Origin of the sequence: Brevibacillus sp. NRRL NRS-603, from assembly GCF_003013445.1 — a bacterium.
In the GTDB taxonomy this organism is placed as follows: Bacteria; Bacillota; Bacilli; order Brevibacillales; family Brevibacillaceae; genus Brevibacillus; species Brevibacillus formosus.
The window spans coordinates 140,059-166,025 of record NZ_PXZN01000006.1 but is presented as its reverse complement, the minus strand read 5'-3'; the positions used below and the strand labels follow the sequence as shown (position 1 = coordinate 166,025).

Here is a 25,967-nt window from a genome sequence, read left to right as displayed (position 1 = left end):
AGTTTTCAAAGAGCATTTTCACTAGCACTTCAAAAGTGCCGGACTCATAATATACCACGTATGATTACTTCGAGTCAACTGGTAATATTTTGAGTCTTTCGTTTTGTTTCTTTCGAATTCCGCCCGTTTTTGTAAGGCGGATTTTTAATATAACATGAGCCATTCGCTTAATCAAATGCAATATTTGGTAATTGGTTATAAAAGAACATCGTTAAAGGCTACATTTTCACGTTACAACAAACTCTCACGAATCAACTCCATAAGAGCTTCCATATAGTCAGCCGTATCATTCAGAAATTCAGTGGAGACAAACTCCAGCCCGTAAGCCTCTGCTTTCATCCGACAATGGATTCTGCAATCGAAAATCGCCTACACATTTTCGGTCAAAGACAAAAAGTCACAGACAACGACTGCCTTGCCGCCTGACTCGATTGATTGCAGTGAGGCTTTATGGCAACATGAGCAGAGCTTTCATCTGCTCTTGAACAAAAAAGACGACCCTGATCATTCAGAAGTCGTCCGCGTGTTATTTCCATGTGTCTCTTATTTTTTTACAGAAGGCATGACGCCCTCTGGAATCGGACATACATACGTTTGACCGCCCAGACGCTGTTTCAGCTCGGCTTTTGCCTGTTCGATCAGCTCTGGGTTTTTCAGCATGTCAATAGCTGTAGAAGCCATGACTTTCCCCGCATGCAGCATCCCTTTATGTGCCATGGATGTAGCCCCAAGGGACACCCATTGCCAGGAGTGCAGCGTGGAGCCGTTCATATAGCACGCAGTTGTGCATTGTGCAGTTGGCGTAATCCAGCTCACATCCCCTACATCCGTGGAGCCGTTCAGCGGGATTTTTGATCCATCGTATGGATTGAGCCATGTCACCATGTCTGGGGCAGGCATGTCCGGTGACTGTTTTTCCGAAGTAGCGAGCTCCTGCTTGGACAACGTCGCACGCATTTCTTTTGCCAATTGCAGTTCTGCCTCATCATGCACAGGGACGCCCAGCTCCTGGAAGTTTTTGTACATGACCTCTTCGAGCAGCTTGTTTTGCACGAGGTTTGAGCACGCTTTGTCGAATACGATCTCTACCTCGGTTTCGGTCATGAGTGCAGCGCCTTGGGCAATTTTGCATACGCGCTCGTAAATCTCTTGTACTTGATCAACCTTTGGCGCACGTATGAGGTACAGTACCTCTGCTTTTGCTTGAACCACATTTGGCGACAAGCCGCCGGCGTTCGTGATGGCATAGTGCACACGTGCTTCCGGGATAATGTGTTCACGCAAGTAGTTCACGCCGACGTTCATCAATTCCACCGCATCCAGTGCGCTCCGACCGAGATGTGGACTTGCTGCCGCATGGGCGCTCTTTCCTTTAAACTTGAAGTAAATTTGATAGTTCGCGAGTGAATCGATGGACATGATGCTGTTGTAGCCCATTGGGTGCCAGCAAAGTGCGAAGTCCACGTCATCAAACAATCCTGCTCGCGCCATGAACGCTTTCCCGGAGCCGCCTTCTTCCCCTGGACAGCCGTAGTAACGAACAGTCCCTGTCATGTTGTTCTCTTCCATGTACTCTTTTATTGCAACGGCTGCCGCAAGAGAAGCGGTACCGAGCAAGTTGTGTCCGCAGCCATGTCCGTTTGCGCCTGCTACGAGAGGCTCTTCTGTAGTTTGGCCTTTTTTCTGGCTCATGCCCGACAGAGCATCGAACTCTCCCAAAATCGCCACGACAGGATTGCCGTTGCCAAAGCTTCCAATAAAGGCCGTTTTGATTCCGCCTACACCGCGCTCTACCTGAAAGCCCTCTCCTTCGAGTGTTTGAGCCAGCAGTTCAGCCGATTGGTACTCTTCAAAACGAGTCTCCGCAAAGTCCCAAATCTGGTCGCTCACTTTAATGAAGGCATCTCGTTTTTTCTCAATCATTTCTGCAATTCGCTTGGTATGCATTCGCAAACCTCCTCTCTGCCCTCGTTGTCCACGTGCTTTTCCACTCAGCTAGGAACGTTTTTACGTCAGCAATCGTCTTGCAATTCGGTTCAAAAGCGCTACGCTGCGTGGCAAAATCTCTTCTTGTATATCGAACTTCGGATGGTGGTGAGGCGCCGGGATATCCGTGCCGATTGCCATGTACGTTCCTTTTCCGCCACGATCCTGAACGCGTTTAATCATAAAACTGGCATCTTCACTGCCCATCGAGTTGTACTCGCCGTGCTTAAAGGAATGGAAGCCTTCTACTTGCTTGGCTTCTTCTAGGGCCAGCTCTGCCATCTCCACATCGTAGTTGATCGGGATTGCTCCCCCGACGACTTCGATCTTGTAGTCGAGCTCATGCATAGCGGCACTGTGCGCGATGATGTTGCGTACGCGGTTTTCTACTTCTGCATTTACTTCTTCAGTAATGGAGCGAGTCTCCACAACCATCTTGGCATAGGCCGGAATGATGTTCGCGGCTGTTCCGCCCTCCAGCACACCCACATTGATTCTCGTATCACCAGTGCTGAAGCGCGGAATCGCATGAATGTTCAACAGGGCGGTAGCCGCTCCGAGCAATGCATTTTTCCCTTGCTCTGGCGATGCACCAGCATGTGAAGAAACACCGTAGAAATGCGCCATCATTTTCGTGGTAGCCAAAAATCCGTAGGAACCGCCATGTACCTCACCTAGCGGCACATTGACCCCCAAATGGTTACAGAAAATATAGTCAACATCATCCAAATGACCTTTTTCCACGATCGCGTATGCGCCGCGAACACCTTCTTCGGCTGGTTGGAAGATCAGTTTGAGCGTACCGGAAAAATCTCCTGCTGCAAGCGCTTCTGCCAATCCCAAGCCGATCGTGGTATGACCGTCGTGAGCGCAGGCATGCATGTTGCCTTCATAGTGGGAGCGGAAGCCATTCGCTTGTGGAAAATGGTCTTGCTCCGTACTTTCCAATACAGGCAGTGCGTCCATGTCAAAACGGAAAGCAACCGTTGGTCCAGGTGCCTTTCCTTTCTTCACACCGATCACTGCTGTATAGCCACCGCGCATTTTTTCCGCGATTGCCGGGTTTGCACCGTCACGCAAAGCTCTTTCATACGCTGCCTCGAGAACCGCCTCGGAAGGCAAGCCCCGGCGAGAATCTCCATCGATTGCTTCTTGTCCGTATATGACCTCAAAGCCGAGGGACGTCAAAATCTCTACTACCTTGGAAGCGGTACGGAACTCCGTAAAACCTACCTCTGGATGTCTATGAAAATCTCTTCGCAACGAAACCAGATCCAACATCGTTCAATTCCTCCTGTTAACTCTGGAGCATGTGTTTTTCCATGCCCAGGTCCGATAGGCAAGCTCTAGAAATATGAGAAGACTGGCAAATGTAAACCCTTACAAATATACGAATATTAAAGGACATTTTCGCTTAATTGAATTATATAGTTACCTCTCCGTTTTTTCAACAGAAGTTGTAAGACTTATTGAAAAATAGAAAAATTTCGCCTCGCTGTTGTGGTGGGGAGGAAACAGGAGAAAACACTCAGATTCTAGGGCCACCCGCTGGGGGACCCTCTGCCCGACTCCATGCAAAAAGCGAAACCGCGTCCAAAGTGGTTCATTAAGGATGTGTCTCAGAGGTGGACGCTTAAGAGCGTGTTTCGCTTTTTGCATTCCGTCTCGGTCGGTGTCCCTAAGATCTTCGCTTATTTCTCCTGTTTCCTCTACGAGCTTTCCCTATTTAAACAGGCTTTTAGAGATTTAAAAGAATGAAGAAATATCATCAGTTACGACAGAGAAGAATATTTCCAGACATAGCGGCTACCAAATATTCTTCTCCCCACCGCAGCCACGTAATATGAAAAAACACCCGAAGCCTCTCGTCGGGTGCCCTCATTTCTTTAACTGATAAAGCTTCTTCGGTCGTCCACGCACAGCCTGCTGCTCTTCCCCACTGAACTCAGCCAAATCCACTTCGCACAAGCTGCCCATAATCCGCTGGGCATTCCGTACCGTCATCGACAAGTGCGAAGCGATATCCGACGTCGAAAACGACTTCCAGCCCATACGCTGAACCAGCGCACGCAGCTTATGATACGATTTGACACTTACATTGGCCCGATTCAGCTTTTCCAGCAGCTCGCGATCACTGGAGCGGAACGAATAGGCGAGCTCCTCTGTTTCTCCCACCGATTCCATCATGACGCCATTATCCTGTACGACGACAATGCCCGCCCCCGGTCGTTCTTTTGCGTGCTGGATTGCTTTTCGCGCATTGTTTTCCGCAGAAAAAGCTGTATCCCCAAAGCCCACACCTACCGCAACCGGAACCTCTGCCTCCAAAGAGAGCTGTTCCACCGTATGTCGCAGCATTTCAATTTCTCGTTGTATCGCACCACGCGAACTAAAAATCTGGTAGCGTCCGTTGCCATTTGCCAGCAGAGAGCCGTCCAGCCTATCACAGAGCGCAAGCAGAATTTGTCTGATCTTCAGCTCCAGATGCTGCAAGTAAAAGCGCGTGCTCGCCCGCTCGGGAATCTTGTCAAACTGCTCGAGCTCAATGATCTCTACCCCGATTTGTGTGTCCTTGAAATAGGAGCTTTTCACCTTTTCGATGACGATTTTCATCGCCTGACGAATCTCCATTTTCGTCATCAGGACACGATAGACAGGAATGCCTTCTTCGCGCAGCGCATGTTCAACCACAGAAAACGTGGTGAACGCCCCTTGTGTCTTGCCTTCACGCCAGAGTGATACATGAAACTGCGTGATCGCATCGAGGTCAAAATTCTCGTCGTACGTACTGACGTAAATCCCCTCTTCCGGTATGTCCAGCTCCGACATCGACTCGCGCAAATGCGTTCCTTCCGAATCAATCATATCAATGGATACACGGTTCACGGCTGTCTTTTGATCAATCGACATCTGAATGAAGCAGCGGTACAGATTCGAACCGTTCGGTGGGCAATACACGATATTGGCATCCGGGCTGAGTACGTTTTTCGCGATCGTAAATGGAACCGGGCCAGAGAAAAACCATCCATTTAAATCCACATGATGCTCCAGAACGATCTTGCTTACTTCACGCACGTCTTCATAACGAAACGGAACAAATTCGATTTCATGCTCAAACTCATTCGCGACCGCCAGTATCCGTTCCACCGAAGGAAGCGGTCCTACAACACCGATTCTATACATAAGGGCGTTATCTCCTACCTGTTCTTGATAGACACCTTTTCCTCATTCATATCATGTACACTTGTCTTTGTCCATCAAATGCCAAGTGTGTGTTGCCGAACGAAAAAGAATAAAAAAAGAACTGATGGTTATATACGCCTTAACCATCAGTTCGATCTTTATTTGAATACGATTAATAGCGATTCAGGTTTTTAATGTACTTCCCATTACCATCTTGTCTCTCGTAAACCCATCCTGGCGGAACAGGTGAATATTTGCTTACTAATAATACGGTTCCATAAGGAGCGCCAACGACATTCATGATCGTTTTGCTATCATAATTTTCTCGCGATACAACCCATCCAGTTGGAACGGGGGAGAACTTAGTCACATTAAAATCCGTGCGATAAGATGCTCCTATTACATATTTGATCACACGACCAGCTACTTCATCTCGTAAAACTACCCATCCTGCTGGAACGGGAGAATATTTGCTAACTCTTAATTCTGTACCATATGGAGCACCTGCTGTATTTTTAATTAGCTTGGAACCTAGGTCTTCACGAATGACGACCCAACCTGCTGGAACAGCAGCGGACTTACGAATCCATTCCTCATCCGAGCTCCATTTGGCAGAAACTAATGAATGTTCTTTCTGCTCACCAACACTAGTGGCTTGAATCGGAGACGTTAACACTGCAGAAAATACGGCTACACCTAATGCTGAGAAAACCATTTTCTTAAACATAGTGATTCCCACCTCTCCTATCATTAACATCTACCAAAATATACCATAACTTTAAAAACGAGTAAATTTTTAAGAAAAATCAATTAACTCTCTATCATTATTCCTATCCATCAATGATCTAAGTAAATATTTTTTATCGAGAAACTAAAAAAATTCCTTTGCTATCGAAAACACTAGCAAATATTCTGAATATACGTTTTCTATCATTTTTAGGGGGGTATTTATGAAAAAGGGACTGGCAATTGCAACCTGTCTTACCTTGCTATTCGGGGTACTAGCGGGGTGCTCGAACTCTTCCGCGCCCGCTGAACCCACTGGCTCCACTACACCTGCAGAAGCGACAAAAACAGAGCCGATGGTGTTAAAATGGAGCATTAACAGCGAGCCGCCTTCGATGGACCCTGGGATCGCCGTCGACGCGGATTCGTTTGACATGATTTACGCTGCCTTTGAGGGTTTGACCAGCTATGACCTGAATGGACAACTCGTCAATGCAACGGCTGAGAGCTTCACCAACTCACCGGATTACATGAACTACACCTTCAAAATTCGCAAGGACGCCAAGTGGAGCAACGGAGATCCCGTCACCGCCCATGATTTCGTCTATGCGATCAAACGCAACCTCGATCCGAAAACAGCGTCCGAGTACGCCTATCAGCTTTACTACATTAAAGGAGGAGAGGAGTACAATACAGGGAAAGGCAAAGCAGAGGATGTAGGCGTCAAGGCTGTAGATGACTACACCGTGGAATTCAACCTGAAGTCTCCAACTCCATTTTTCCGTGAGCTAACCTTCTTCCCGACCCTCTTCCCGTTGCATCAAAAAACGCTGGAAGGAAACCCGAAATGGGCGAATGAAGCGAAAACCATCGTGGGAAATGGTCCATTCATCATGGACACGTGGGAGCACAAAAGCAGAATCGTCTTTACGAAAAACCCAAACTACTGGGATCGCGACAACGTCAAGCTCGATCGAATCGAAATTGCTATAATCGAGGACAACAATACAGCGTTCTCGATGTTCGAAAATGGCGACATCGACTGGGGCGGCTATCCTGCCTCGACACTTCCGACCGACGCAATCCCTACACTCAAAGATGAAGGCAAGCTAATGGTCGCGGATAATCCGGGCACACAATCCGTTGTTTTTAATACGACCAAACCACCGTTCAACAACAAAAAAATTCGCCAAGCCTTCGCATATGCCATCAACCGTCAGGAAATCATCGACAATATTTTGCAGACGGGTGTTCCAGCCGCCTATGGTTGGGTACCGACTTCCATGGGATTAAAACCAGATGGCTACTTTAAAGAAGACCCGGCAAAAGCAAAAGCATTGCTAGAAGAAGGTATGAAGGAGCTCGGACTCTCAACCTTCCCGACCGTTACCTACACCTTTGACTCGAATAATACCAACAAAAAACTGGCAGAAGCCCTGCAAGATCAGTGGAAAAAAGCACTCGGCGTCGACGTGAAGCTGTACACTGCAGAGCTGAAGGTGTACCGCGACATGAGATCGCAAGCGAACTTTGACATGATCCGCTTCCAATGGGGCGCAGACTTCAACGACCCGATCAATTTCCTGGAGATGTTCCGTGATAAAACGGGCGGAAACAACCACCCGGATTGGGAAAATGCCAAGTTCAAGGAGCTGATCGACAAGAGCTACAACGAGCCTAATCTGGACGCGCGCAAAAAAATCCTCTTAGAGGCAGAAACGATTCTTATGGAGGAAATGCCGCTGGCTCCGATCAACTTCCGTGGAAGCCCTTATGTGAAAAACGACAAGGTGAAGGATTTCATCATCTTCCCGCTGGGAGGCGCTTACTTTAAGTACACCTCGGTTAATCCGTAAAGAATAAAATCCTATTTATGTTTGTGCGAACATAGTGGTGGGGAAGAGAAAAACGGGCTCCCTCCGTTGGTGGCACGCCAACGGGGAAGTAGGGATGTCCGTCTCCACTCCAAAAAGCGGTACGTCGACCAAAAGCCACCCTATGGGCGGAAGCTTCTCAACGAAGAGGTTGGTCGACAAGCGTGTACCGCTTTTTTCCGTTCCGACTGGGTAGGCGCGCCAAGGCCTCTGGTCGCTCCGTTTTTCTCTTCCTCTCCGTAGCTTGTTGGATTTACGATGACCTTCATAAAAAACACATCAAATCAAAAACAGGCTGTACCTGTCTGGATAGACGGTACAGCCTGTTTTTTTACATTTACTTTACACAGTCAGCGTTTTTTGGTCGTTACCGTTGAAAGCATTGGTATCCAGCTCTTTTGTCACTCTGCTTGTTAAGAGACCGGACGTCATGCTGCCGCTTACGTTTAGCGCTGTGCGTCCCATGTCAATCAACGGCTCAACGGAGATAAGCAGACCGACAATTGCAATTGGCAAGTTCATCGTAGACAAGACGAGCAGTGCTGCAAAGGTCGCCCCGCCCCCTACGCCTGCAACCCCGAAGGAGCTGAGTGCCACAACTGCGATCAGTGTTAGGATGAACGATGGTGTCAGCGGATCAATTCCTGCGACAGGTGCTACCATGATAGCCAGCATAGCTGGATACGTTCCTGCGCAGCCGTTTTGTCCGATGGAGAGCCCAAAGGAACCTGCGAAGTTGGCAATTCCCTCAGGAACACCCATGCTTTGTTGTGTTTTTACATTCAGCGGCAATGCACCCGCGCTCGTGCGCGAAGTGAAGGCGAACGTCAAGACAGGGAATGCTTTTTTCACATAGGTGATTGGATTCAATCCTGCAAACGTCAACAGCAACAGATGAATGATAAACATGATGATCATTGCCACATACGAAGCGACAACGAACTTGCCTAGCTGCCAGATGGCATTGTAATCACTAGTAGCTGCCACTCTGATCATGATCGCGAGTACACCATATGGCGTCAGGCGCAAGATCAATGTCACAACACGCATAGTGATCGTATGGAATGCGTCCACAATTTTCGCAAACAATTCAGCTTGCTCCGGATTTTTGCGTTTTATCCCTAAATACGCAACACCGATAATCGCAGAGAAAATGACAACTGCAATCGTAGAAGTCGCCCGATCTCCAGTCAGATCGAGGAATGGATTCGCAGGGAGAAGTTCCAGGATTTTGGCTGGCATGCTCAAATTCTCGATGTCACCCAAGCGCTGCTCCACCTGTTCGATCCGAGCGGATTCCGCATCCCCTTGCTGGAATTGTGCCCCGTCGAGATTAAATGCAAAGGTAGTCGAAATCCCGATTGCTGCCGCGACAGCAGTCGTCCCTACCAAAAGTCCGATAATCAGCGTACTGATTTTCCCAATGTTATTGGTTAGTTTCATTTTAGTGAAAGCCGATAAAATAGAGATGAAAACCAGTGGCATTACGATCATTTGAAGCAGCTTCACATAGCCTTTACCTACAATGTTGTACCATTCGATGGTGGATTTGAGTACATCCGATTTGGCTCCGTATACGTATTGCAAAATGAGTCCAAATAAAATCCCGAGTCCGAGACCGACAAATACTCGCTTGGAAAAAGAAATATGCTTTTTTTGCATGGCATACAAACCAGCAATGAATAAGAGCAATAAAACAATGTTTACGATGATCAATAACGTCGACATATATTCCCCTCCCTTTCGTTTTATGTACCTCTCATTATTGTATTCGGTATAGATATAGTTATATTACCAACAATCCCTACTGGTCAAGTATGAATTGTTTTTGTATTATTCCAAACTGTCTCACAGAGGTACTTAATGTCCAGCTGTAGTCGTGGGGAGGAAACAGGAGAAAACGCTCAGCTTCTTGTCCCACCCGCTGTGGGATTGACTGCCCGACTCCATGCAAAAAGCGAAACCGCGTCCAAAGTGGTCTCTTCCTCGAAGTTATTTCAGAGGTGGACGCTTAAGAGCGTGTTTCGCTTTTTTCTCCTGTTTCCTCTGTGAGCTTTCAATATTCACCGCATTTTAAAATCCTTAAAAGATTGAAGAATGTGATCAGTTACGACAGAGAAGAATATTTCCAGACGTAGCGACTTGTGGAGTCCAACCGAGCGGAGAAGGGATTCGCGGGCAAAAGAAACGCAACGTGCTCGCGCTACGTAGCGGCTACCACTTTTGCGTTTCCCCGCGAATCCCTTCGGAGCGGACAGTCTTAACCCTCAGCAGGACGGAGCCTGGAACCTAGTATGGAAATATTCTTCTCTCCACCGCAGCCACATATAAAGTGACCAATGAAAAAACCAGGAACCGCCCATTTGGACGATCCCTGGTTAGTTCGTAATACGAAATCGTTTCGCTTATTTAAGCTGCTTCACCACCAAATTCCACAGCCAAGTGAGGACGACCGCACCGATGGCTCCGGCAATGACGTTGAAGCCGGCCCACATCCACAGCCAATCACCCAGTACCAAATCGCCCAGCCAGCTACCCAAAAGAGCAGCAATGAGCGAAGCCCACCAGCCTGATCCCGCCGCTTTTCCTGTACAGATCATACTCATTGCCCACCAAACGACCACACCGACGACAGCCCATACGAACCAGAACATTCGTACACACTCCCTCTCTCATGATGGCGACGCTTACATAAGGGCCAAAATAATGACTAGTTATCTGTTACCATCATATTGAACAAAAGAGAAAGTGTGCATAGGCATTTAATTGGTATACAGTTCTGCTCGGCGGTTCGCTACGCTAGGCAATTTGCCCCGTACTCGTTCAATCCGACTTACATCCAGTTCGGTGATCAATAACGTTTCTTCTTCTCCTGCACTTGCCATTACGACACCCATCGGATCGACGAACATGCTACGTCCGGCAAAAATATTTCCGACCTGATCAGCCGCACATACAAACATCGTGTTTTCAATGGCACGCGCACGCACGAGCGTCTCCCAGTGATCCTCTTTCATCGCTCCCGCTACCCAGCCTGCTGGCACAAACAAAATATCGGCACCCTGTAGCGCAAACTGTCTCGCGATTTCCGGGAAGCGCACCTCGTAGCATACCATCAGCCCGATTTTGCCAAATTCCGTTTCCACCACTTGATACGGATTATCCCCAGGCGCGATGAAGTCCGATTCTGTGTAGGAAAAGGCATCGTACAAATGTGTCTTGCGGTACGCTTGCAGCAGCTGGCCTTCACGCCCTAGAAAAACGGTCGTATTGTAAGCACGAGTTTCATCACCCTCGATAGATTCGAACACACCACAAACTACATAAACTCCGTGCTCCGAAGCAAACTCTGCCAAGCCGGAAACAAATGGGCCATCCAGCTTTTCCGCCACCTCCGCTGGGGTTACTCCCGACTTTGGCGTGGCAGGTGCGCTGTACATTTCAGGCAAGATTACAAAATCTGCCCCTGCTGCCTTTGCTTTAGCAATGTAATCGGCTGCTTTTTGCAAATTTTGCGTCTTATCCATCGTCGCTGTCAGCTGTGCAATGGCTACTTTCATGAATATCCCCATCCTTCCCATTCATACAAAGCTCTCGTTTTCTTACTTGCTAGTATAACTGATTTTGACCGAGTTCCAAGTAAATATGCTTTACCAGCTGGACGTCTTGTATATAATGAACTTGTCATCTTGCGCATAAATTTTTACCCTATCGAAAGCAGGTGAGTCCATGTCCATCCGTATCAAGCTGCTGCTCTCTTACACAGGGATGCTAGTAATTAGCTTGCTGACGTTTTTTGTAGCCGCCAGCCTATTTACGATTGCGGCGACAGGCGATATCAACAGCTTTCGCGATTTTTATAAAGTGCATTATCAGCTCAATCCGCTGACAGAACAAGAAGAGAATATTTTCCTTGAATTGAAATATCTCGCCAAGAATGAGCCGGATCAGTTGCAAAATCAGGAGCTGCTTGCCGATTACGATTTCAAGCTCAAAACGGTACGAGCCGGCTTGTATGTCCGCAGAGAGAGCAATCAAGTCTTTACCTCCCCAACCATCAATCAGCCCGAGTTGGAAAACAGCTTGCCGCCCTATGACTTGGACAACATCCAGATTCGCAACACGTTCAACATCGGCGAAAGATTTTATGCGTATGCCAAGTTTGACTTCAAATATTCAGATGGAGCAAAAGGCAGTGTTTTTGTGATCCGCGAGCGCAGTCCATTTGGTGAGGTTATCCGCAAACTGCTGCCCATGCTCGTGTTCCTCCTCCTCGGCGTCATTGTCATCGCAAACGTCTTGTTATACCGCTGGATTACTCGCAGCGTCGTCAAGCCGCTCGATTTACTGCGCAATTCAGCTGAGAACATCAAGGAAGGCAATCTGGATTTTGAGCTCCATCTGTACACAAAGGACGAGATTGGACAACTGAACGAAGCGTTCGAAAACATGCGCAAGCGATTGCAGGAATCAGTGCGACTGCGCCTTGCGGACGAAGAAAGCCGCAAAGAGTTGATTTCCAACATCTCGCATGATTTACGGACACCGATTACCAATATCAAGGGCTATATCGAGGGAATCCGCGATGGCGTAGCTGATACCCCGGAGAAAATGGACAAGTACGTCAACATTATTTACTCCAAGGCAGTAGACCTTGACTTGCTCGTTGATGAGCTGTTTCTCTACTCCAAGCTCGATCTGAAGCAAGTGCCATTTACGTTTGAACATGTGGATATCGTGCGGTTTTTGGATGATTGCATCGACGAGCTGCACTACGATTTGGAAAAGAAGGGCATCACGATTCAATGGAATCAACGAACAGCAGAAGGCACCCTGGTCATTGCCGATCTGGAAAAAATCAAGCGCACCGTCTTAAACATCATTGGCAACTCGCAAAAATACATGGATAAACCTGAAAAAATCATCTGCGTCTCGGTTCAAGCGGACGCTCATTGGGCCACCATTGAAATAAAAGACAACGGCATCGGTATCCCGCAAGAAGCCATTCCTCACCTGTTCGAGCGCTTTTATCGGGTGGAGCAATCCCGTAATTCTTCCACGGGCGGTAGCGGTCTGGGACTCTCCATCGCGCGCCAGATCGTCGAGGGGCACGGCGGCAAAATCTGGGTGGAGAGCAAGCAAGGCGTAGGCACGAGTCTGTTCTTTACGTTAAAACGTATCCACAAACAATAGGAGGTGCACATCCCCATGTCTTCACGTATCCTCATCATTGAAGATGAGACGACTATCGCTCAGCTGGAGCGGGATTATTTTGAACTGAACGGCTTTCAGGTCGATTTATGCCACTCTGGCAGCGAAGGCTTGCCACTTGCCATCAATGGTGACTACAGTTTGATCATCGTTGATTTGCAGCTTCCGGGCATGGACGGCTTCGAATTGTGCAGCCAGATCAGACAAGTTAAAGAAGTGCCAATCCTGATCGTCTCCGCCAAAAAAGAAGAGATCGATAAAATCCGCGCCTTTAATCTCGGTGCCGATGACTATATAACAAAGCCATTTAGCCCAAGCGAGTTGGTCGCCAGAGCCAAAGCCCATCTGACAAGATACGAGCGTCTGACAGCCCGCCAAGCTCAACCAACGAACGCAGAGATTCACATTCGCGGTCTCGTCATCGACAAAGTATCCCGAAGAGTCTACGTACGCAATCAGGAAGTTATTTTCACGACAAGAGAATTCAATCTGCTTGAATTTCTAGCGACTCACCCGAATCGGGTTTTTAACAAAAATGAGCTGTTCGAACGAATCTGGGGCATGGATTCCAGCGGAGATATCGCGACCGTTACGGTGCACATTCGCAAGCTGCGGGAAAAGATTGAAGTCGATCCGTCAAATCCGCAGTATATCGAGACGGTCTGGGGTGCCGGTTACCGATTCACTGTCTAAACGTGAATACCATGATCATCACAAAAACCTTCAGCGAAAATGAGAGGAGGGATTTTCTCCTCCACGTCAAAGCTGGAGTTTTTTTTACGTGTAAGAAAGTTTAATCACCTCTCCGTTTCAAAGCGTCATTGCTTAAACCTTCTGGAGCGCATAATGACTTTCCGCTAAAACGCGGTCGCTCCTCCACGTCCAGGCTTCGGTAGAGGTCATTTTATATTTTTTTAAGAACTTTTTTAGATTCTATTAATCTCTTGTTTCTTGGCAGTTTAGGTCTCTCGACTATCCTACAGGTAGTCAAGCAACACCCCACTCAACTGATCTAAAGGAGGACCAACTGATGAAAAAGCTTTCCAATAAAATCGCGATCATGATGCTCGCAACTGTTATAGGCACAGCAGCCCTGCCTTACGCTGCACTGAACGTGCAAGCAGCTTCCACTCCCCTGAGTGCTCAAGAAATCCAACAAGCCGTGACTGAACTCTCCAAGCTGAAAGTCATGCAAGGCAGTAATATTCATAATCAAGTTACGCGTGCCGAGCTGGCAAAAATGGTCGCACACACTTTTGGCTTGCAAGGCGGCAAAACAGATAAATCCGTAACGTTTACGGATGTGAAAGCAAATGACTGGTTCTACAAATACGCGGTTGATCTGGTATCCCTCGATATCATGCAAGCCAAAGATGGCCAATTTGATCCACGTGGAACCGTGACAGATGCTGAATTCGTGCAAATCATCGCAAAAGCGCTCAAGCGTGATGTGAAGTCGGTTAACTACTGGGCGGAACGCTTCTTCTCCGCAGACAGCAACGTTACTCGCGGTGAGGCCGCTTATCTGTTGAATGTAGCTCGCCAGGCAATCCCTTCTGATAAAGCGACCATCACCAGCGTGCAATCCTTGAACGAAATTACATTGATTGTGACGTTCGATGCTCCGTTGACCGCAGAAAACGAAGCATTTGCCAAAGCAAAAGAAGACTTTGCCTTTAGCGATGGACTGACTCTGACCAATATGCCACGTCTGAAAACAGGTTCTACCAATACTTACATCGTGCCGACCTCGGTTCAAAAGCCAGGAACCACCTACACCCTGACATACAAAGGGAAAAAGGCGGGCACATTCGCAGGTAACGCAACTAAGATCGACATGACAGAGGTGCGCCAAGTAACAAACGACACTTTTGAAATCGAGTCCCTGCGAGCAAATGGTGTCATCGATTACGGATATGTCATCTCTGCCTACAGCGGAGGGCGCGGTGCAAATGCATTGGTGCTGGATCAAAACAACAGTGCAGACGGCAAAACGTATCAAATCATTTCTTCCATGCAAGCAAGACAAGTGACCATTACACCGGAAGGCGGACAGCCAATCGTAGCGAAATACGTGCCTTTCACACAATCAACAGACGGCAAGCAAGAAATTAAATTCCGTCTCCCAGAAGGCCAAGTCCTGACTCCGGGCGTTACGTTCACCATTACATCCGACTGGGCAAATATCGCGAATCCAACCTTCGTCGCAAAAGAAATCGCTCCGCTCCAAATTAGCGAAGCCAAAGCAGTTAGTGAAACTTCTATCACTGTTTCCCTGACTGAAGACCCGGGAGACGAGCTGTTCTCCGGACGCAGCGTAGAACTCACTCGTGCAGACGGAGAAAAGCTGTTGGCGACGTACAAATATTCCAGCCGTAAAGGTACCACAGGCGTGTTTGACATCCAGCAAGATGGTAAACTGAAAGCAGGTACCACATACACGGTAACACCTGTCGGCGATTGGGCTGGCAAATCTTCTGCCGAGCTGACAGTCGAGTAGTCTTTTTATGAGAGTTCAAAAAGTCGGCTTTTCAGCACCGAGAAAGTAACGTGAACCTGAAGAAGGAGGAGCGGAGTGTAGGAAACCTACATGAGTGCCGGACTTCGAAGGTGAACGTTACTTTCGATGCCGAGTTTGCTCTCAAAACTACTTCGTGATCAAAAGATGACTTATGAACTACCTCTTTTGTGTGATGCAGGTATCCAAATCAAAAGAAAGGTGTGGGCTCGCTGTGCTGTATGCAGGTCTATTGACCGCCGTCATGATTCTGTCAGGGTGTGAGATGAATTGGAATACCCTCTTAACGAGTGGCGAGCAGCAAGCAACCCAGGCGGTGAAAGTTGAAATGGATAAGCTGAATCAAGCCTTATTGACAGCAACCAGTCAAGGAGACAAAACGGCGATTGAGAGGCTGCTTGCAGAAGGCGCGGATATAGACGCCACCGATAGCAGAGGCCGCACATCTGCGATGATCGCGGTCCACTCCGGTCAACTGGACGTTTTCAACTTGTTGGTTGAACGTGGAGCCAACATCAACATCCGGGACAACAACTTAGACAATCCCCTGCTCTTCGCAAGTGCAGCAGGGCAGCTCGCATTCGTAAAAGCCTCGATAGCAGCAGGTGCCGACACTACCATTACAAACCGTTTTGGCGGAACGGCCTTGATACCTGCGGCTGATCGTGGACATGTCGAGATCGTCAAGGAATTGCTCACCACCTCCGATGTCAACATTGACCATGTCAACAAATTGGGCTGGACCGCTCTCTTAGAAGCAGTGATTTTGGGCGATGGTGGCAAGAAGCATCAGGAAATCGTGAAGCTCCTGATCGAGCACAATGCCAATGTCAATCTCGCTGATTTCGATGGTGTGACGCCTCTCGGACATGCGAAGAAGCATGGCTACAAAGAAATGATGGAAATGCTCACACAGGCTGGCGGAAAATAGGGAGATTTATAAATTGAAGAAAAGGATAGGATCATCAGAACTCATCTGACCCCTATCCTTTTTCTTATTTTATAGACCAAAAGACCCTGCAAAACTCAAAACTTTTTCTATATTCAGGCGTCAATTACTAGTAAACTATTCCATTATGCCTATACCTTTTTGATAGGAGCCTGTTTCACATGACCGTCAGCTCGTATACATCGATTCTGGAAACGGACAAACGAATCCGAAAAGCTTCTCCTAACCTTGAAGCTAAGGTGGAGATGTACAAGCTCTTTCTTGCTTCTACAGACGCTATTGAAATCCATATGAGTAACCTGACGCATCCTTTGACTACCATCACAATTTATGACATCCATCGAACGAAACTCGCAGAAGCTGAATATAGTCCGAACGCCCCCATCATCCTTCCGTTTTTTCCGGAGGAAGATGGTCTTTACTACGTGCAGTTGACGATTGGGCCTGATCCAGACCCACAGCACACCTATCAACTGCACGTGGATAAGTACAAACGCCTATCGGGGATCATCAATCAATCGGAGGAATTAAGCGCAGAAAATGGTCCGTACATGATCGGACCAGAGGATGTCATCATAGCTGCTGGGACCTCCATCAGCTTTGAAGCAGGTACATCCATCAACGTACGCTGCCAAAACAAGATCGTCGTCCAAAACGGTGCCTCTATTTCTTTTCGCGGGGAACCAGACAAACCCGTCGTCGTCATCGGCGCCATAGACGATACAACCGCGCACCGTTGGAATCAGCTCGTGTTATCTCCCTTGGCTGAGGCAACCTTCCAGCACATCATTGTGCAATACGACAACGATGAAGATGGCGTGGACTTCTTGACCTCAGCAGCCCCTTTCGTGGCGATCGCCTCATCCGTTGAAGAATTCGAGTCAACGATTGCCAAAGCGAACTATGTGGAACGGGCCGCAGTCGTGTCTCCCTCTTCGCGTCTGGACTTCATCAAAACTTGGTTCCAGCAGTCTAGTCCTTATTGCTTCCATATTTTTGGCGACCTCTTGCCTGAGCTTTATTTCGGCATTGATGTCACCACTTTTGCGCGATGGGAAACGGATACGAAGCGGATTAACGAAGAACGTGTAGAAGCTGGTGAAATCAATTACTGGGATTTTGTTAACGGCAACTTCACTGCCGATTTGATAGAAGCAACGCTTCTGTTTGCCAATAATGAGAGCAGCCCGGAGCTGCGAATCCAACGATTGATTGATTTTCTGATCATCGCGCAAAAATGGAGAAGAAAACACGGGTGCTTCAGCCTGTTCGACATGCTCGATCCATTCCATGATCACGACGAGGAATTTTACAAAACGTTTGAACAGATGTCGTCTGCCTTCTGGCTGGCGCACAATACGTCCATTATTCACTGGGATACTCTTTCACGAGAACTCGGCATTTGGCAAAAAGAAAGTTTCTTCGAACGGCAATTCATCAACTCCGTCATGATTCGCCTACACTTCGCAGCAGATTTGCCGTTCTCCCTCCCGGGGTATGGAAACAACATTCCACCTGTCGGCTTTCTCGGCATTTCCATTCACTTTGGCCCGTTCCGCTATCCAGAGGATTATCCGGCTCCCGGGCCTGAATTCGACGTCAATTACGGCGAGCTCTCTACAGCTACCTATGTGAAATTTATGTTCGAATCATTGCTCAATGGCAAAACGAATCCTGTCTACACCTGGTGGATACCTACGCAAGCGGATAAGGAGCTATTTCGAACCTTGCAGGAAAAGGGCATATCGCTGGATTCCCCTCCCGAAGATTGGGACCGCGAATTCGTGCAGCCTGCTAGAAAAACGCTGGAGGAGATTCGGGCCTACTATCTTAATCCAACTCTTCGAGAAGATAAAAGAACAATGACCTCCAACTGTTGAGGTCGGGAGAAGCCATGCCACATGTTTTCCAGTCGCCTGTATCCTCTCTTCGTTCGGGCGGTCTCCTTCCAAACATGTGACATGACTTTCGAACAGCTGAAGAGTATTTCGGAGGTTAGACCTTTTTGGCAGCTATGTCTATGTCTGGAGGTCTTGAGGGAGATGATCTTTATTTCATCTTCTTGTGTAATCTGCATGGAGTATTTCGCTTAAAGACAACTTGGATCAGTATTCTAGAAGAACAAAAAGCTATGTGGAAAGAAGTACATTTCCAGTCCAAGCGCCTCTGGAGCCCAACTCAGCGTAGGAATGAATGACGGGGAATTTCAGCTTCACTTATGAGATACTTCCTCGAAACTGTCTACGTTTGAAGCGCTCCCGCCATTCATTCCGAAGCGGACAGTCAATCCCCCCTTGTGGGGCGGAGGCCGAAGCGTAGACTGGAAATGCGCTTCTTTCCCCCACTACAGCTACTAATTCACAAAATTTTTCCCATAATAAATCTCGTCCATCTCTATTTGCAATTGCTTCGTAATATCCTCCTGCTCCTCCGGTGTCAGCTTATCCTTCGTGTATCCGAACAAATAATTGTTCAGATCAAACTCCCTGCGTTTGCATTTGGTATGGAAAATATTATCTTGGTACACATTCACATCAATCATGTGGAACAAATCCTTAATTTCCTCGGGAATATAATTTTGGATCGAACTGATGTCGTGATCGATAAACAGCTTGTATCCATGAATATCCCGGGTAAAACCGCGTACCTTGTAATCAATTGTCATCAAGTCCGTATCAAACGAACGAATTAAATAATTGAGTGCTTTGAGAGGAGAAATTTCGCCACAAGTCGACACGTCGATATCGGCCCGGAATGTACTGATGCCCTCCGTAGGATGATACTCTGGATATGTATGCACCGTAATATGGCTCTTGTCCAATTGCAGCACAACATTTTCAGGCAAAGGTCCGGGGGATTCCTCATAAGATTCAGTAGGGACTTCTACGACTGGCCCCTCGGATACAAGAACAGTGACGCTCGCACCTTGTGGCACATAATCTTGTTGGGCGACATTGAGTATATGTGCGCCGATAATATCCGACACGTTTTTCAGGATATTCGTCAGACGCTCGGCACTGTATTGTTCATCTATATATTCGATATACGCTTCCCGTTCCGCTTTTGTTTTCGTGTAGCAAATGTCGTACATGTTGAAGCTGAGTGACTTGGTCAAATTGTTGAAGCCGTGCAGCGTAACGTTTTGTTCTGTTTTTTGTTCCAAGCTTCATTTCCCCCTGTAGTATCGTCCCAAAACTCGTTCGTTCTTACTTTTTCCTCCATCTTGCTCATAAATACTCATTACTTTTGTCCTAACCCAAAATGATTCGATAGCATTAGGGAATCTTGTCATAATATGGTTCTAATTCAATGGGTTTAGTGATAAAATATCGAAGTGTGTCAAAATTTAGAAGAAAGGGGGAAATTATCATGCATTGGTATACAAGCGTATTGAAGAAATACGTTGCCTTTGAAGGAAGAGCTAGACGTCAAGAATATTGGATGTTCACTTTGTTCAACATCATCGTATCTCTAGTAATTGCTCTCGTAGACTCATTACTTGGTACTGCATCTATTTTGGGCTTGGTCTATTCACTGGCAGTATTACTGCCTAGTTTAAGTGTAACTGCACGCCGATTGCACGATACGGGAAGAAGCGGTTGGTGGATCCTTCTCTCGTTTATTCCTTTTATCGGTGCAATTATTTTGCTCGTATTCTTGTGCCAAGACAGCCAGGGAGACAACCAATACGGTGCGAATCCAAAATCATCGCAATCCTTCTAATGTCTCCATCACCTCTCCTCATAAGGGAGAGGTTTTTTCATTTTTTGCCCAAAGAAAAAACGGCAGTTCGGGACTCCCCAAATGCCGTTTGATCCATTACCGTTTTACGCCTCGTCCCAAAAACGTCGCAGGTTGTCCATCCCAATCTTGGAACCTTCTCGACAATCCTCCATGCCTTCGAACTCGACCGTGATATAGCCATCATAGCCGGACTGCTTGACCAGCTTGACGACTTCACGAATGTTGATGTCTCCTTGTCCGACTATCGCTCCACGCAGGAAGTTGCCGTTGACCGTCTTGAACCATTTGCCTGCGCCTGGGTCATGGTAGGACGGACGGAAGTAAAAATCTTTGAAATGCACGAGCGAAGCGTAAGGCAGATTTTTTTGCACACCGACCAACGAAGCCTCGTCCACGCACATGAAGTTTCCGATATCCAGCGTCGTTTTGAAATTCGGGCGGTTGACCTCATGCAAGACACGCTGCACGCGATCACTTGCCTGTACGAGCCAGCCGTGATTCTCGATTGTCGTTGTAATTCCGAATTGCGCGGCATAATCAGCGATTCGGCGGCTGCCCTCTACCATCTCAGCCAAATGCTTTTCAAAGTACTCGATCGTCGTCTCCTCTACGGGAACAGTAAAAGCGGACACATCGTGGCGCATATGCTTGATGCCCATGCGGTGCAGCAGATCGACATGTGTTTTTACACGTGCCACTTCTGCTTCGAAGGCTTCTTCGTCTGGTTGAATAAAGTTAGTCGGCATCGAGTAGTTGGACAGCTCGATCCCTACCGCTTTTGCCTTATCCCGAACAGCGTCTGCCAATTCGTAGTTATCGACCAGCGTAAAACCGTACGGCACAATTTCCATGTGTTCACCGCCGTTATCAGCGATCCATTGCACGACATCCAGTACATTCATTTCCCCAGCTCGGATTGCTGTCAGCAGACTGTAAGTGCTCAATCCAATTTTCATCAGTTCCACCTCGTTTGATTTATTGTATAGAAAGGCTACTGCTCATCATGATGAGAAATGCACCTTGTTGATAGTCACGACTTGCTTGAGACGATGGGATTCATAGGCTGCCTTCACCACTTCGAGTGTCCGCAGTCCATCTTCTCCTGTAATAGACGGTGGTCGGTCTTCCATGACATTTTGCACAAAATCGGCGATAAGCCGTTCATCCATATCCACAGCCCAAGGCAGATTTTGCAGCTTCGAATCGCGGTCATTGTAATAAAGCGCGTGTTGCTTGAAGACATCGACGTCCAACGTCCCTTTGGTGCCGACAATCCGCATCGTCACATCTCCCCACGTCGGGAATGTCTTCGGCCTCGACCAGCTCGGATCGATTCCTACAATTACGCCAGACTCCATTTCCACAAAAACCAGTCCACAATCCTCTACCTCAATCTCGTAAAAACGTGTGTCTAGCTCAGCGTAGACGCTTTTTACTTCGTCTTGGAGCATCCAGCGGACGAGGTCTATCAGATGGACGATGTGATCCGTCGCTGCCCCGCCGCCAGACAGCTCTTTTTCAATGAACCAGCCACCTGGCATTTGTCCGTGGTTCGTGCCATCGATGGCGAGAATGTCTCCAAGAGCACCTGACTGAACGATCTGTTTGACTTTTTCCATCACAGGTGCAAAACGGACAGGATAGGCAACCTGGAGGATGACACCTTCCTCTTTGCAGACCTGAATCATTTCGCGCGCGTCCGCAATTTCGGTGGCAATCGGTTTTTCGCACAGAATATGCTTTTTCGCTCGTGCTGCCGCAATCACGTGCTCCCTGTGCTTGGCATTTTCCGAGCAAATAATGACCGCGTCGATACCGGATTGCAAAAAGGCTTGCAGATCTTCGTAAAAATCGAGCTGGTAGGCAGTGGCCACTTCCTCTCCACGGCGCGAGTCATCATCCCAGACTGCTATCAGCTGCGCATTTGGGTGCTTCTGCAAATAAGTAGCGTAGCTATGCGCATGCATATGGGCGAAGCTGATGATTCCTACCTTCATCCTTCGTCACCTCCTTGCATGAGCGTCACAGGTTGTCCCGTCCTGACCGATTCTCTCGCCGCGGAAGCGATATCGAGAGCCGCGAGCAGATCACGAGAAGGCAGACGTGGCACTTCCTGGTCCATCTCTGGGAATGTTGTCGAAAGAAACTGCTCTCCCCGACTCCAGCGAATGGGGGTGCTTTCACGGCTATCATACGTAATCATTCCTTGATCACCGGTAAGCTCAAAGGAAGCATGTTCTGTCCCCTCCGCCCAAGATAGCTCAACATGAGCAATTGCCCCGCCTGCCATCCGGAGCATGACCAGCGCATAGTGGACGCTCTGTCCTGACTCATTCGTATACTTAACCTCCCGCGCCATCACACGCTCAACTTCGCCGAACGTCCAGCGCAGCCAATCGAATTCACGCATTCCAAGCACTTGAAAAATGCATTTGTCTCCATTCCGGGACGATACGGGAGCACCTCTTCGCAAGCGAATGACGCCTGCCTTGCCTATGGCTCCCTTCTTTATTTGTTCGTGCGCTTGCTCGTATTCTGGAGCAAAACGCAGCGCATTCGCGAATTCCATGATCCGGCTCCCCCTCTTATAGCGAAAACTGAAAGGTATCCTGCAATAAAACAGCGGCAGCTCCTGCGACCTCTACATTTTCACCCAACGAATTCGGCCGAATCTCCAGTTCCTCCGTCAGGATTCCATGTGCGTATTCCATCACGTAGTCTTTTACTTTGGCGATCAACAGCTCATTTTCGAATGCAATCTCACCGCCTAGAATAATGACTTCCGGATTGAACAGATGAATTAGATTGACCAACCCCGAAGCCAAATAAGAAGCGGTTTCCTCCAAAATGCTGACCGAGAGCGGGTCCTGCTCTGCCAAAGCCTGGCGAAACACCGCAGGAGTAATCCGACCAACATCCTGCTCCACCAAATCCGAAATGCGGCTCGTCTTTCCTTTCGCAAGCGAGGAGACCAGCTTGGAGTAAATCGTTGGCCAGCTCACGTAATTTTCCAGACAGCCAACATTTCCGCAGTCGCACCGCACACCTGCCCGATCAATCGTGATATGACCGAACTCACCGGCTCCGCCTTTAAAGCCCCTGTAGATGGCACCGTTCATCAAAATACTGGCTCCCAATCCATCCCCAATCGTGACGTACAGCATGTTTTGATAATGACTGAAATCCCCGATGGTCTTCTCGGCGAGCAAGTATGCGTTTGTGTCGTTATCCAGCCAGGTTTTCAACTGGAAACGCTGCTCGATCATCTCTTTAACAGGGGCATTCTGCAAGCGGAGCTTTGGATTGTAGCGAATCACCCCATGGACCGAGTCCACGATGCCTTGCGTGACAATCGAGATTCCCATACATTTCTCCAGACCCGCGGCTCCACGCAAAAATTGCGCAATGATGTCCAGCAAATAAGCGAGGACGCTCTCCCCTTGGTACGGCTTGACCGAGTGGACTTCCTTTCGTTTAACCGCGGCCTCCAGATTCATCTCGGCAATCGTAATCTTCGAGCCAGAGATCGAAATGCCGATCAGAAAGCGACTGTCAGGGGAGAATTGGACCAATATCGGTTTGCGTCCGCCATTTGACTCTCCTGTTCCCACCTCGCATACGAACGAGTCACGAATCAACTCACTGACTGCCGAGGTCACGGTAGTAGGACTCAGTTTGTTCCGCTTGGCTATTTCACTCCGGGAAATGGGCCCGTAATGACGGATCGTATCGAATATGATGGAGCGATTCAGTTCCTGGATCAGCTTTAAATCACCCGTCCTACGCATGTAACCATCCCTTTTATTCAAATCACAAATGGCAAGCGACAAAATGATCTCGGTCTGCCGCTTCCCGTAATGCTGGTGGTGTCGTCTTGCATATGTCCATCGCGAACGGGCAGCGCGTATGAAACAGACAGCCTAACGGCGGATTTACCGGGCTTGGTACATCTCCCTGCAAAATGATCCTCTCCCGCTTCGCCCGTGGATCAGGAATCGGAACCGAAGAGAGCAGCGCTTTTGTATACGGATGCCGGGGATTGGCAAAAATCGTTTCCTTCGGGCCGGATTCTACGAGACTCCCTAAATACATCACGCCAATCTTGTCGCTAATATGCTCGACCACGCTCAAATCGTGGGAAATAAACAAATAAGTCAAATGAAATTCTTCCTGCAAATCTTTTAGCAAATTCAAGATTTGCGATTGAATCGACACATCGAGAGCAGAGACTGGCTCATCCGCGACGATCAGCTTTGGCTTCAAAATCAAGGCACGAGCAATTCCGATGCGCTGTCGTTGCCCTCCACTGAATTCATGGGCGAATTTCTCCGCATGATAGCTGGAGAGCCCGACGACCTCGAGCATTTCGGCGACAATCCGATCCCGCTCTTGGGCAGACAGCTTCGTATGAATGAGAAGAGGCTCTGCTACCACATCGCGAATTTTCATCCGCGGATTCAATGAGGCGTACGGGTCCTGAAAAACCATCTGTACCTGCTTGCGCACTTCCCGCAGCTTTGTTTCGTTCATCTTGGAGATTTCTTCGCCATTGATCCAAATCTTGCCCTCATCCGGCATCAAAAGTCGTGTGACCAAACGCCCTGTCGTCGACTTGCCGCAGCCACTCTCTCCGACCAGACTGAATGTCTCGCCTTCCTTGATCTCGAACGAAACATGATTCACTGCCTTTACGCTTTTTTTGCTGCTTAATAGACCACTATCAATCGGGAACGTTTTTTTGATACCGTCTACCACGACCAGTGATTTAGACATGAACATCCCTACCTTCTCCTTGATAGAGCCAGCAGCGGCAAAAACGTTCTTTTCCCACCGTCGTAATGACGGGCTCCTTTTCCCAGCAGACAGGCATGACATCCTTGCAGCGCGGAGCGAATTTACAGCCCTTCGGCATATTGTTCGGTGTCGGTACGTTGCCCGGAACCGAATCCAGCCGCGCGCGCTTCTGCCCGATTTTGGGGACAGAGCCGATCAAGCCTTTGGTATACGGATGTTTGGGTTCATCGAACAAGTCGTAAACAGATGCTTCCTCCACGACACGCCCTGCGTACATGACCACGACACGGTTGCACATCTCCGCCACGACGCCGAGATCATGCGTGATCAACAGCATCGACATATGCTCTTCAGCCTGAAGCTGCTTCATTACGTCGAGGATTTGTGCTTGAATCGTGACATCGAGTGCCGTCGTTGGCTCATCGGCGATCAACAGGTTGGGATTGCAGGACATCGCCATCGCAATCATGATGCGCTGTCGCATACCGCCAGAGAGCTGATGCGGATACTCCCCCATAATTTCGCTCGGACGCGGAATGCCCACCTTTGTCAGCATGCTCACTGCTTGTTCACGCGCCTTTTGGTCGGAGTAGCCGAGGTGTAAACGAATGGCTTCCATCAATTGCTCTCCGATTTTCATCACCGGGTTGAGCGAGGTCATCGGCTCCTGAAAAATCATCGAGATTTCTTTTCCTCGAATGCGACGCATATCACTCTCCGAAATCGAGAGCAAATTCGTACCGTTGTAAACAATCTCGCCATTGGTAATCTCACCAGTCGTGTCCTTGAACAGGCGCATAATCGACAAGGAGGTCACGCTCTTGCCGCAACCCGATTCGCCAACCAGGCCAAGCACCTCGCCTTTTTTTATATGAAAGCTGACATGGTCGAGGACGACTGTCTTCTGGTTGTCTCTCGTAAATTGCGTCTGCAGATGCTTTACTTCCATGATGTTCCCACTCATCTGCCCCATCTCCCTCGC

The 25,967-nt window shown here is 48.3% G+C and carries 21 protein-coding genes; 7 read left to right on the top strand and 14 right to left on the bottom strand.

All coding sequences use genetic code 11. The features are described from left to right. Positions 1–543: 543 nt before the first annotated feature. The 4 genes from C7R94_RS02800 to C7R94_RS02780 all read right to left on the bottom strand — a co-directional run bounded on the left by C7R94_RS02800 (position 544) and on the right by C7R94_RS02780 (position 5,896). A complete protein-coding gene (locus tag C7R94_RS02800) occupies positions 544–1,947 on the bottom strand; it encodes a M20 family metallopeptidase (protein ID WP_106778379.1) in 1,404 nt (467 codons plus the stop codon). A gap of 60 nt (positions 1,948–2,007) precedes the next feature. Then, positions 2,008–3,267: an amidohydrolase gene (locus tag C7R94_RS02795; RefSeq protein ID WP_106778378.1), complete on the bottom strand. Its 1,260-nt coding sequence runs from the start codon at positions 3,265–3,267 to the stop codon at positions 2,008–2,010. A 597-nt stretch (positions 3,268–3,864) separates the two neighbouring features. Continuing rightward, the gene (locus tag C7R94_RS02785; RefSeq protein WP_047072068.1) at positions 3,865–5,169 is read right to left on the bottom strand and encodes a hypothetical protein; all 1,305 of its coding nucleotides are present in this window, start codon (positions 5,167–5,169) and stop codon (positions 3,865–3,867) included. 172 nt (positions 5,170–5,341) lie between these two features. After that, positions 5,342–5,896, bottom strand: a complete 555-nt coding sequence (locus tag C7R94_RS02780; RefSeq protein ID WP_106778376.1) for a hypothetical protein — start codon at positions 5,894–5,896, stop codon at positions 5,342–5,344. Positions 5,897–6,119: 223 nt separating this feature from the next. Here C7R94_RS02780 and C7R94_RS02775 point away from each other — a divergent pair, with 223 nt between their 5' ends. After that, positions 6,120–7,751 (top strand): peptide ABC transporter substrate-binding protein, encoded by a 1,632-nt coding sequence (locus tag C7R94_RS02775; protein ID WP_106778375.1) that lies wholly within the window; start codon positions 6,120–6,122, stop codon positions 7,749–7,751. Positions 7,752–8,111: 360 nt separating this feature from the next. On the opposite strand, the gene C7R94_RS02765 is transcribed toward C7R94_RS02775, so the two are convergent. From C7R94_RS02765 to C7R94_RS02750, 3 genes are all read right to left on the bottom strand, one after another. Continuing rightward, entirely contained in the window at positions 8,112–9,497 is a 1,386-nt protein-coding gene (locus C7R94_RS02765; RefSeq protein ID WP_106778374.1) for an L-cystine transporter, read from the bottom strand. A gap of 677 nt (positions 9,498–10,174) precedes the next feature. Beyond that, positions 10,175–10,423: a hypothetical protein gene (locus tag C7R94_RS02755; protein ID WP_106778373.1), complete on the bottom strand. Its 249-nt coding sequence runs from the start codon at positions 10,421–10,423 to the stop codon at positions 10,175–10,177. Positions 10,424–10,531: 108 nt separating this feature from the next. Next, positions 10,532–11,329, bottom strand: a complete 798-nt coding sequence (locus tag C7R94_RS02750) for a carbon-nitrogen hydrolase family protein (protein ID WP_106778372.1) — start codon at positions 11,327–11,329, stop codon at positions 10,532–10,534. A gap of 169 nt (positions 11,330–11,498) precedes the next feature. Between C7R94_RS02750 and C7R94_RS02745 the strand changes: the two genes are divergently transcribed. The 5 genes from C7R94_RS02745 (at position 11,499) to C7R94_RS02725 (ending at position 18,327) form a co-directional block, all read left to right on the top strand. Then, a complete protein-coding gene (locus tag C7R94_RS02745) occupies positions 11,499–12,962 on the top strand; it encodes a sensor histidine kinase (RefSeq protein WP_106778371.1) in 1,464 nt (487 codons plus the stop codon). A 15-nt stretch (positions 12,963–12,977) separates the two neighbouring features. Then, positions 12,978–13,673 carry a response regulator transcription factor gene (locus tag C7R94_RS02740; protein ID WP_106778370.1) on the top strand — a complete coding sequence of 232 codons (696 nt, stop codon included), beginning with the start codon at positions 12,978–12,980 and terminating at the stop codon, positions 13,671–13,673. Between the two features lie 337 nt (positions 13,674–14,010). Next, positions 14,011–15,480 (top strand): S-layer homology domain-containing protein, encoded by a 1,470-nt coding sequence (locus C7R94_RS02735; protein WP_106778369.1) that lies wholly within the window; start codon positions 14,011–14,013, stop codon positions 15,478–15,480. 283 nt (positions 15,481–15,763) lie between these two features. Beyond that, a complete protein-coding gene (locus tag C7R94_RS02730; RefSeq protein WP_106778387.1) occupies positions 15,764–16,429 on the top strand; it encodes an ankyrin repeat domain-containing protein in 666 nt (221 codons plus the stop codon). Between the two features lie 179 nt (positions 16,430–16,608). Next, positions 16,609–18,327, top strand: coding sequence for a hypothetical protein (locus tag C7R94_RS02725; RefSeq protein ID WP_106778368.1), 1,719 nt, complete (start codon positions 16,609–16,611; stop codon positions 18,325–18,327). 473 nt (positions 18,328–18,800) lie between these two features. Here the strand turns inward: C7R94_RS02725 and speD are convergent, their stop codons facing one another. Next, on the bottom strand, positions 18,801–19,610 hold the full coding sequence (gene speD, locus C7R94_RS02715) for an adenosylmethionine decarboxylase (RefSeq protein ID WP_047072087.1): 810 nt from the start codon (positions 19,608–19,610) through the stop codon (positions 18,801–18,803). Positions 19,611–19,816: 206 nt separating this feature from the next. On the opposite strand from speD, the gene C7R94_RS02710 reads away from it, so the two are divergent. Further along, on the top strand, positions 19,817–20,170 hold the full coding sequence (locus tag C7R94_RS02710; RefSeq protein ID WP_047072088.1) for a DUF805 domain-containing protein: 354 nt from the start codon (positions 19,817–19,819) through the stop codon (positions 20,168–20,170). Between the two features lie 104 nt (positions 20,171–20,274). Here the strand turns inward: C7R94_RS02710 and C7R94_RS02705 are convergent, their stop codons facing one another. Genes C7R94_RS02705 through C7R94_RS02680 form a run of 6 tightly spaced genes read right to left on the bottom strand, consistent with a single transcriptional unit; the run spans position 20,275 to position 25,949 of the window. Then, positions 20,275–21,147: a sugar phosphate isomerase/epimerase family protein gene (locus C7R94_RS02705; RefSeq protein ID WP_106778367.1), complete on the bottom strand. Its 873-nt coding sequence runs from the start codon at positions 21,145–21,147 to the stop codon at positions 20,275–20,277. Positions 21,148–21,192: 45 nt separating this feature from the next. After that, positions 21,193–22,188 carry a Gfo/Idh/MocA family protein gene (locus C7R94_RS02700; RefSeq protein ID WP_106778366.1) on the bottom strand — a complete coding sequence of 332 codons (996 nt, stop codon included), beginning with the start codon at positions 22,186–22,188 and terminating at the stop codon, positions 21,193–21,195. Further along, on the bottom strand, positions 22,185–22,760 hold the full coding sequence (locus C7R94_RS02695; protein WP_233220460.1) for a Gfo/Idh/MocA family protein: 576 nt from the start codon (positions 22,758–22,760) through the stop codon (positions 22,185–22,187). Before C7R94_RS02695 ends, C7R94_RS02700 begins: the two co-directional genes overlap by 4 nt. A gap of 16 nt (positions 22,761–22,776) precedes the next feature. Then, the gene (locus C7R94_RS02690) at positions 22,777–23,979 is read right to left on the bottom strand and encodes an ROK family transcriptional regulator (RefSeq protein ID WP_106778365.1); all 1,203 of its coding nucleotides are present in this window, start codon (positions 23,977–23,979) and stop codon (positions 22,777–22,779) included. Positions 23,980–24,001: 22 nt separating this feature from the next. Then, positions 24,002–24,964, bottom strand: coding sequence for an ABC transporter ATP-binding protein (locus C7R94_RS02685; protein WP_106778386.1), 963 nt, complete (start codon positions 24,962–24,964; stop codon positions 24,002–24,004). Then, the gene (locus C7R94_RS02680) at positions 24,957–25,949 is read right to left on the bottom strand and encodes an ABC transporter ATP-binding protein (protein ID WP_106778364.1); all 993 of its coding nucleotides are present in this window, start codon (positions 25,947–25,949) and stop codon (positions 24,957–24,959) included. Before C7R94_RS02680 ends, C7R94_RS02685 begins: the two co-directional genes overlap by 8 nt. Positions 25,950–25,967: the final 18 nt, after the last annotated feature.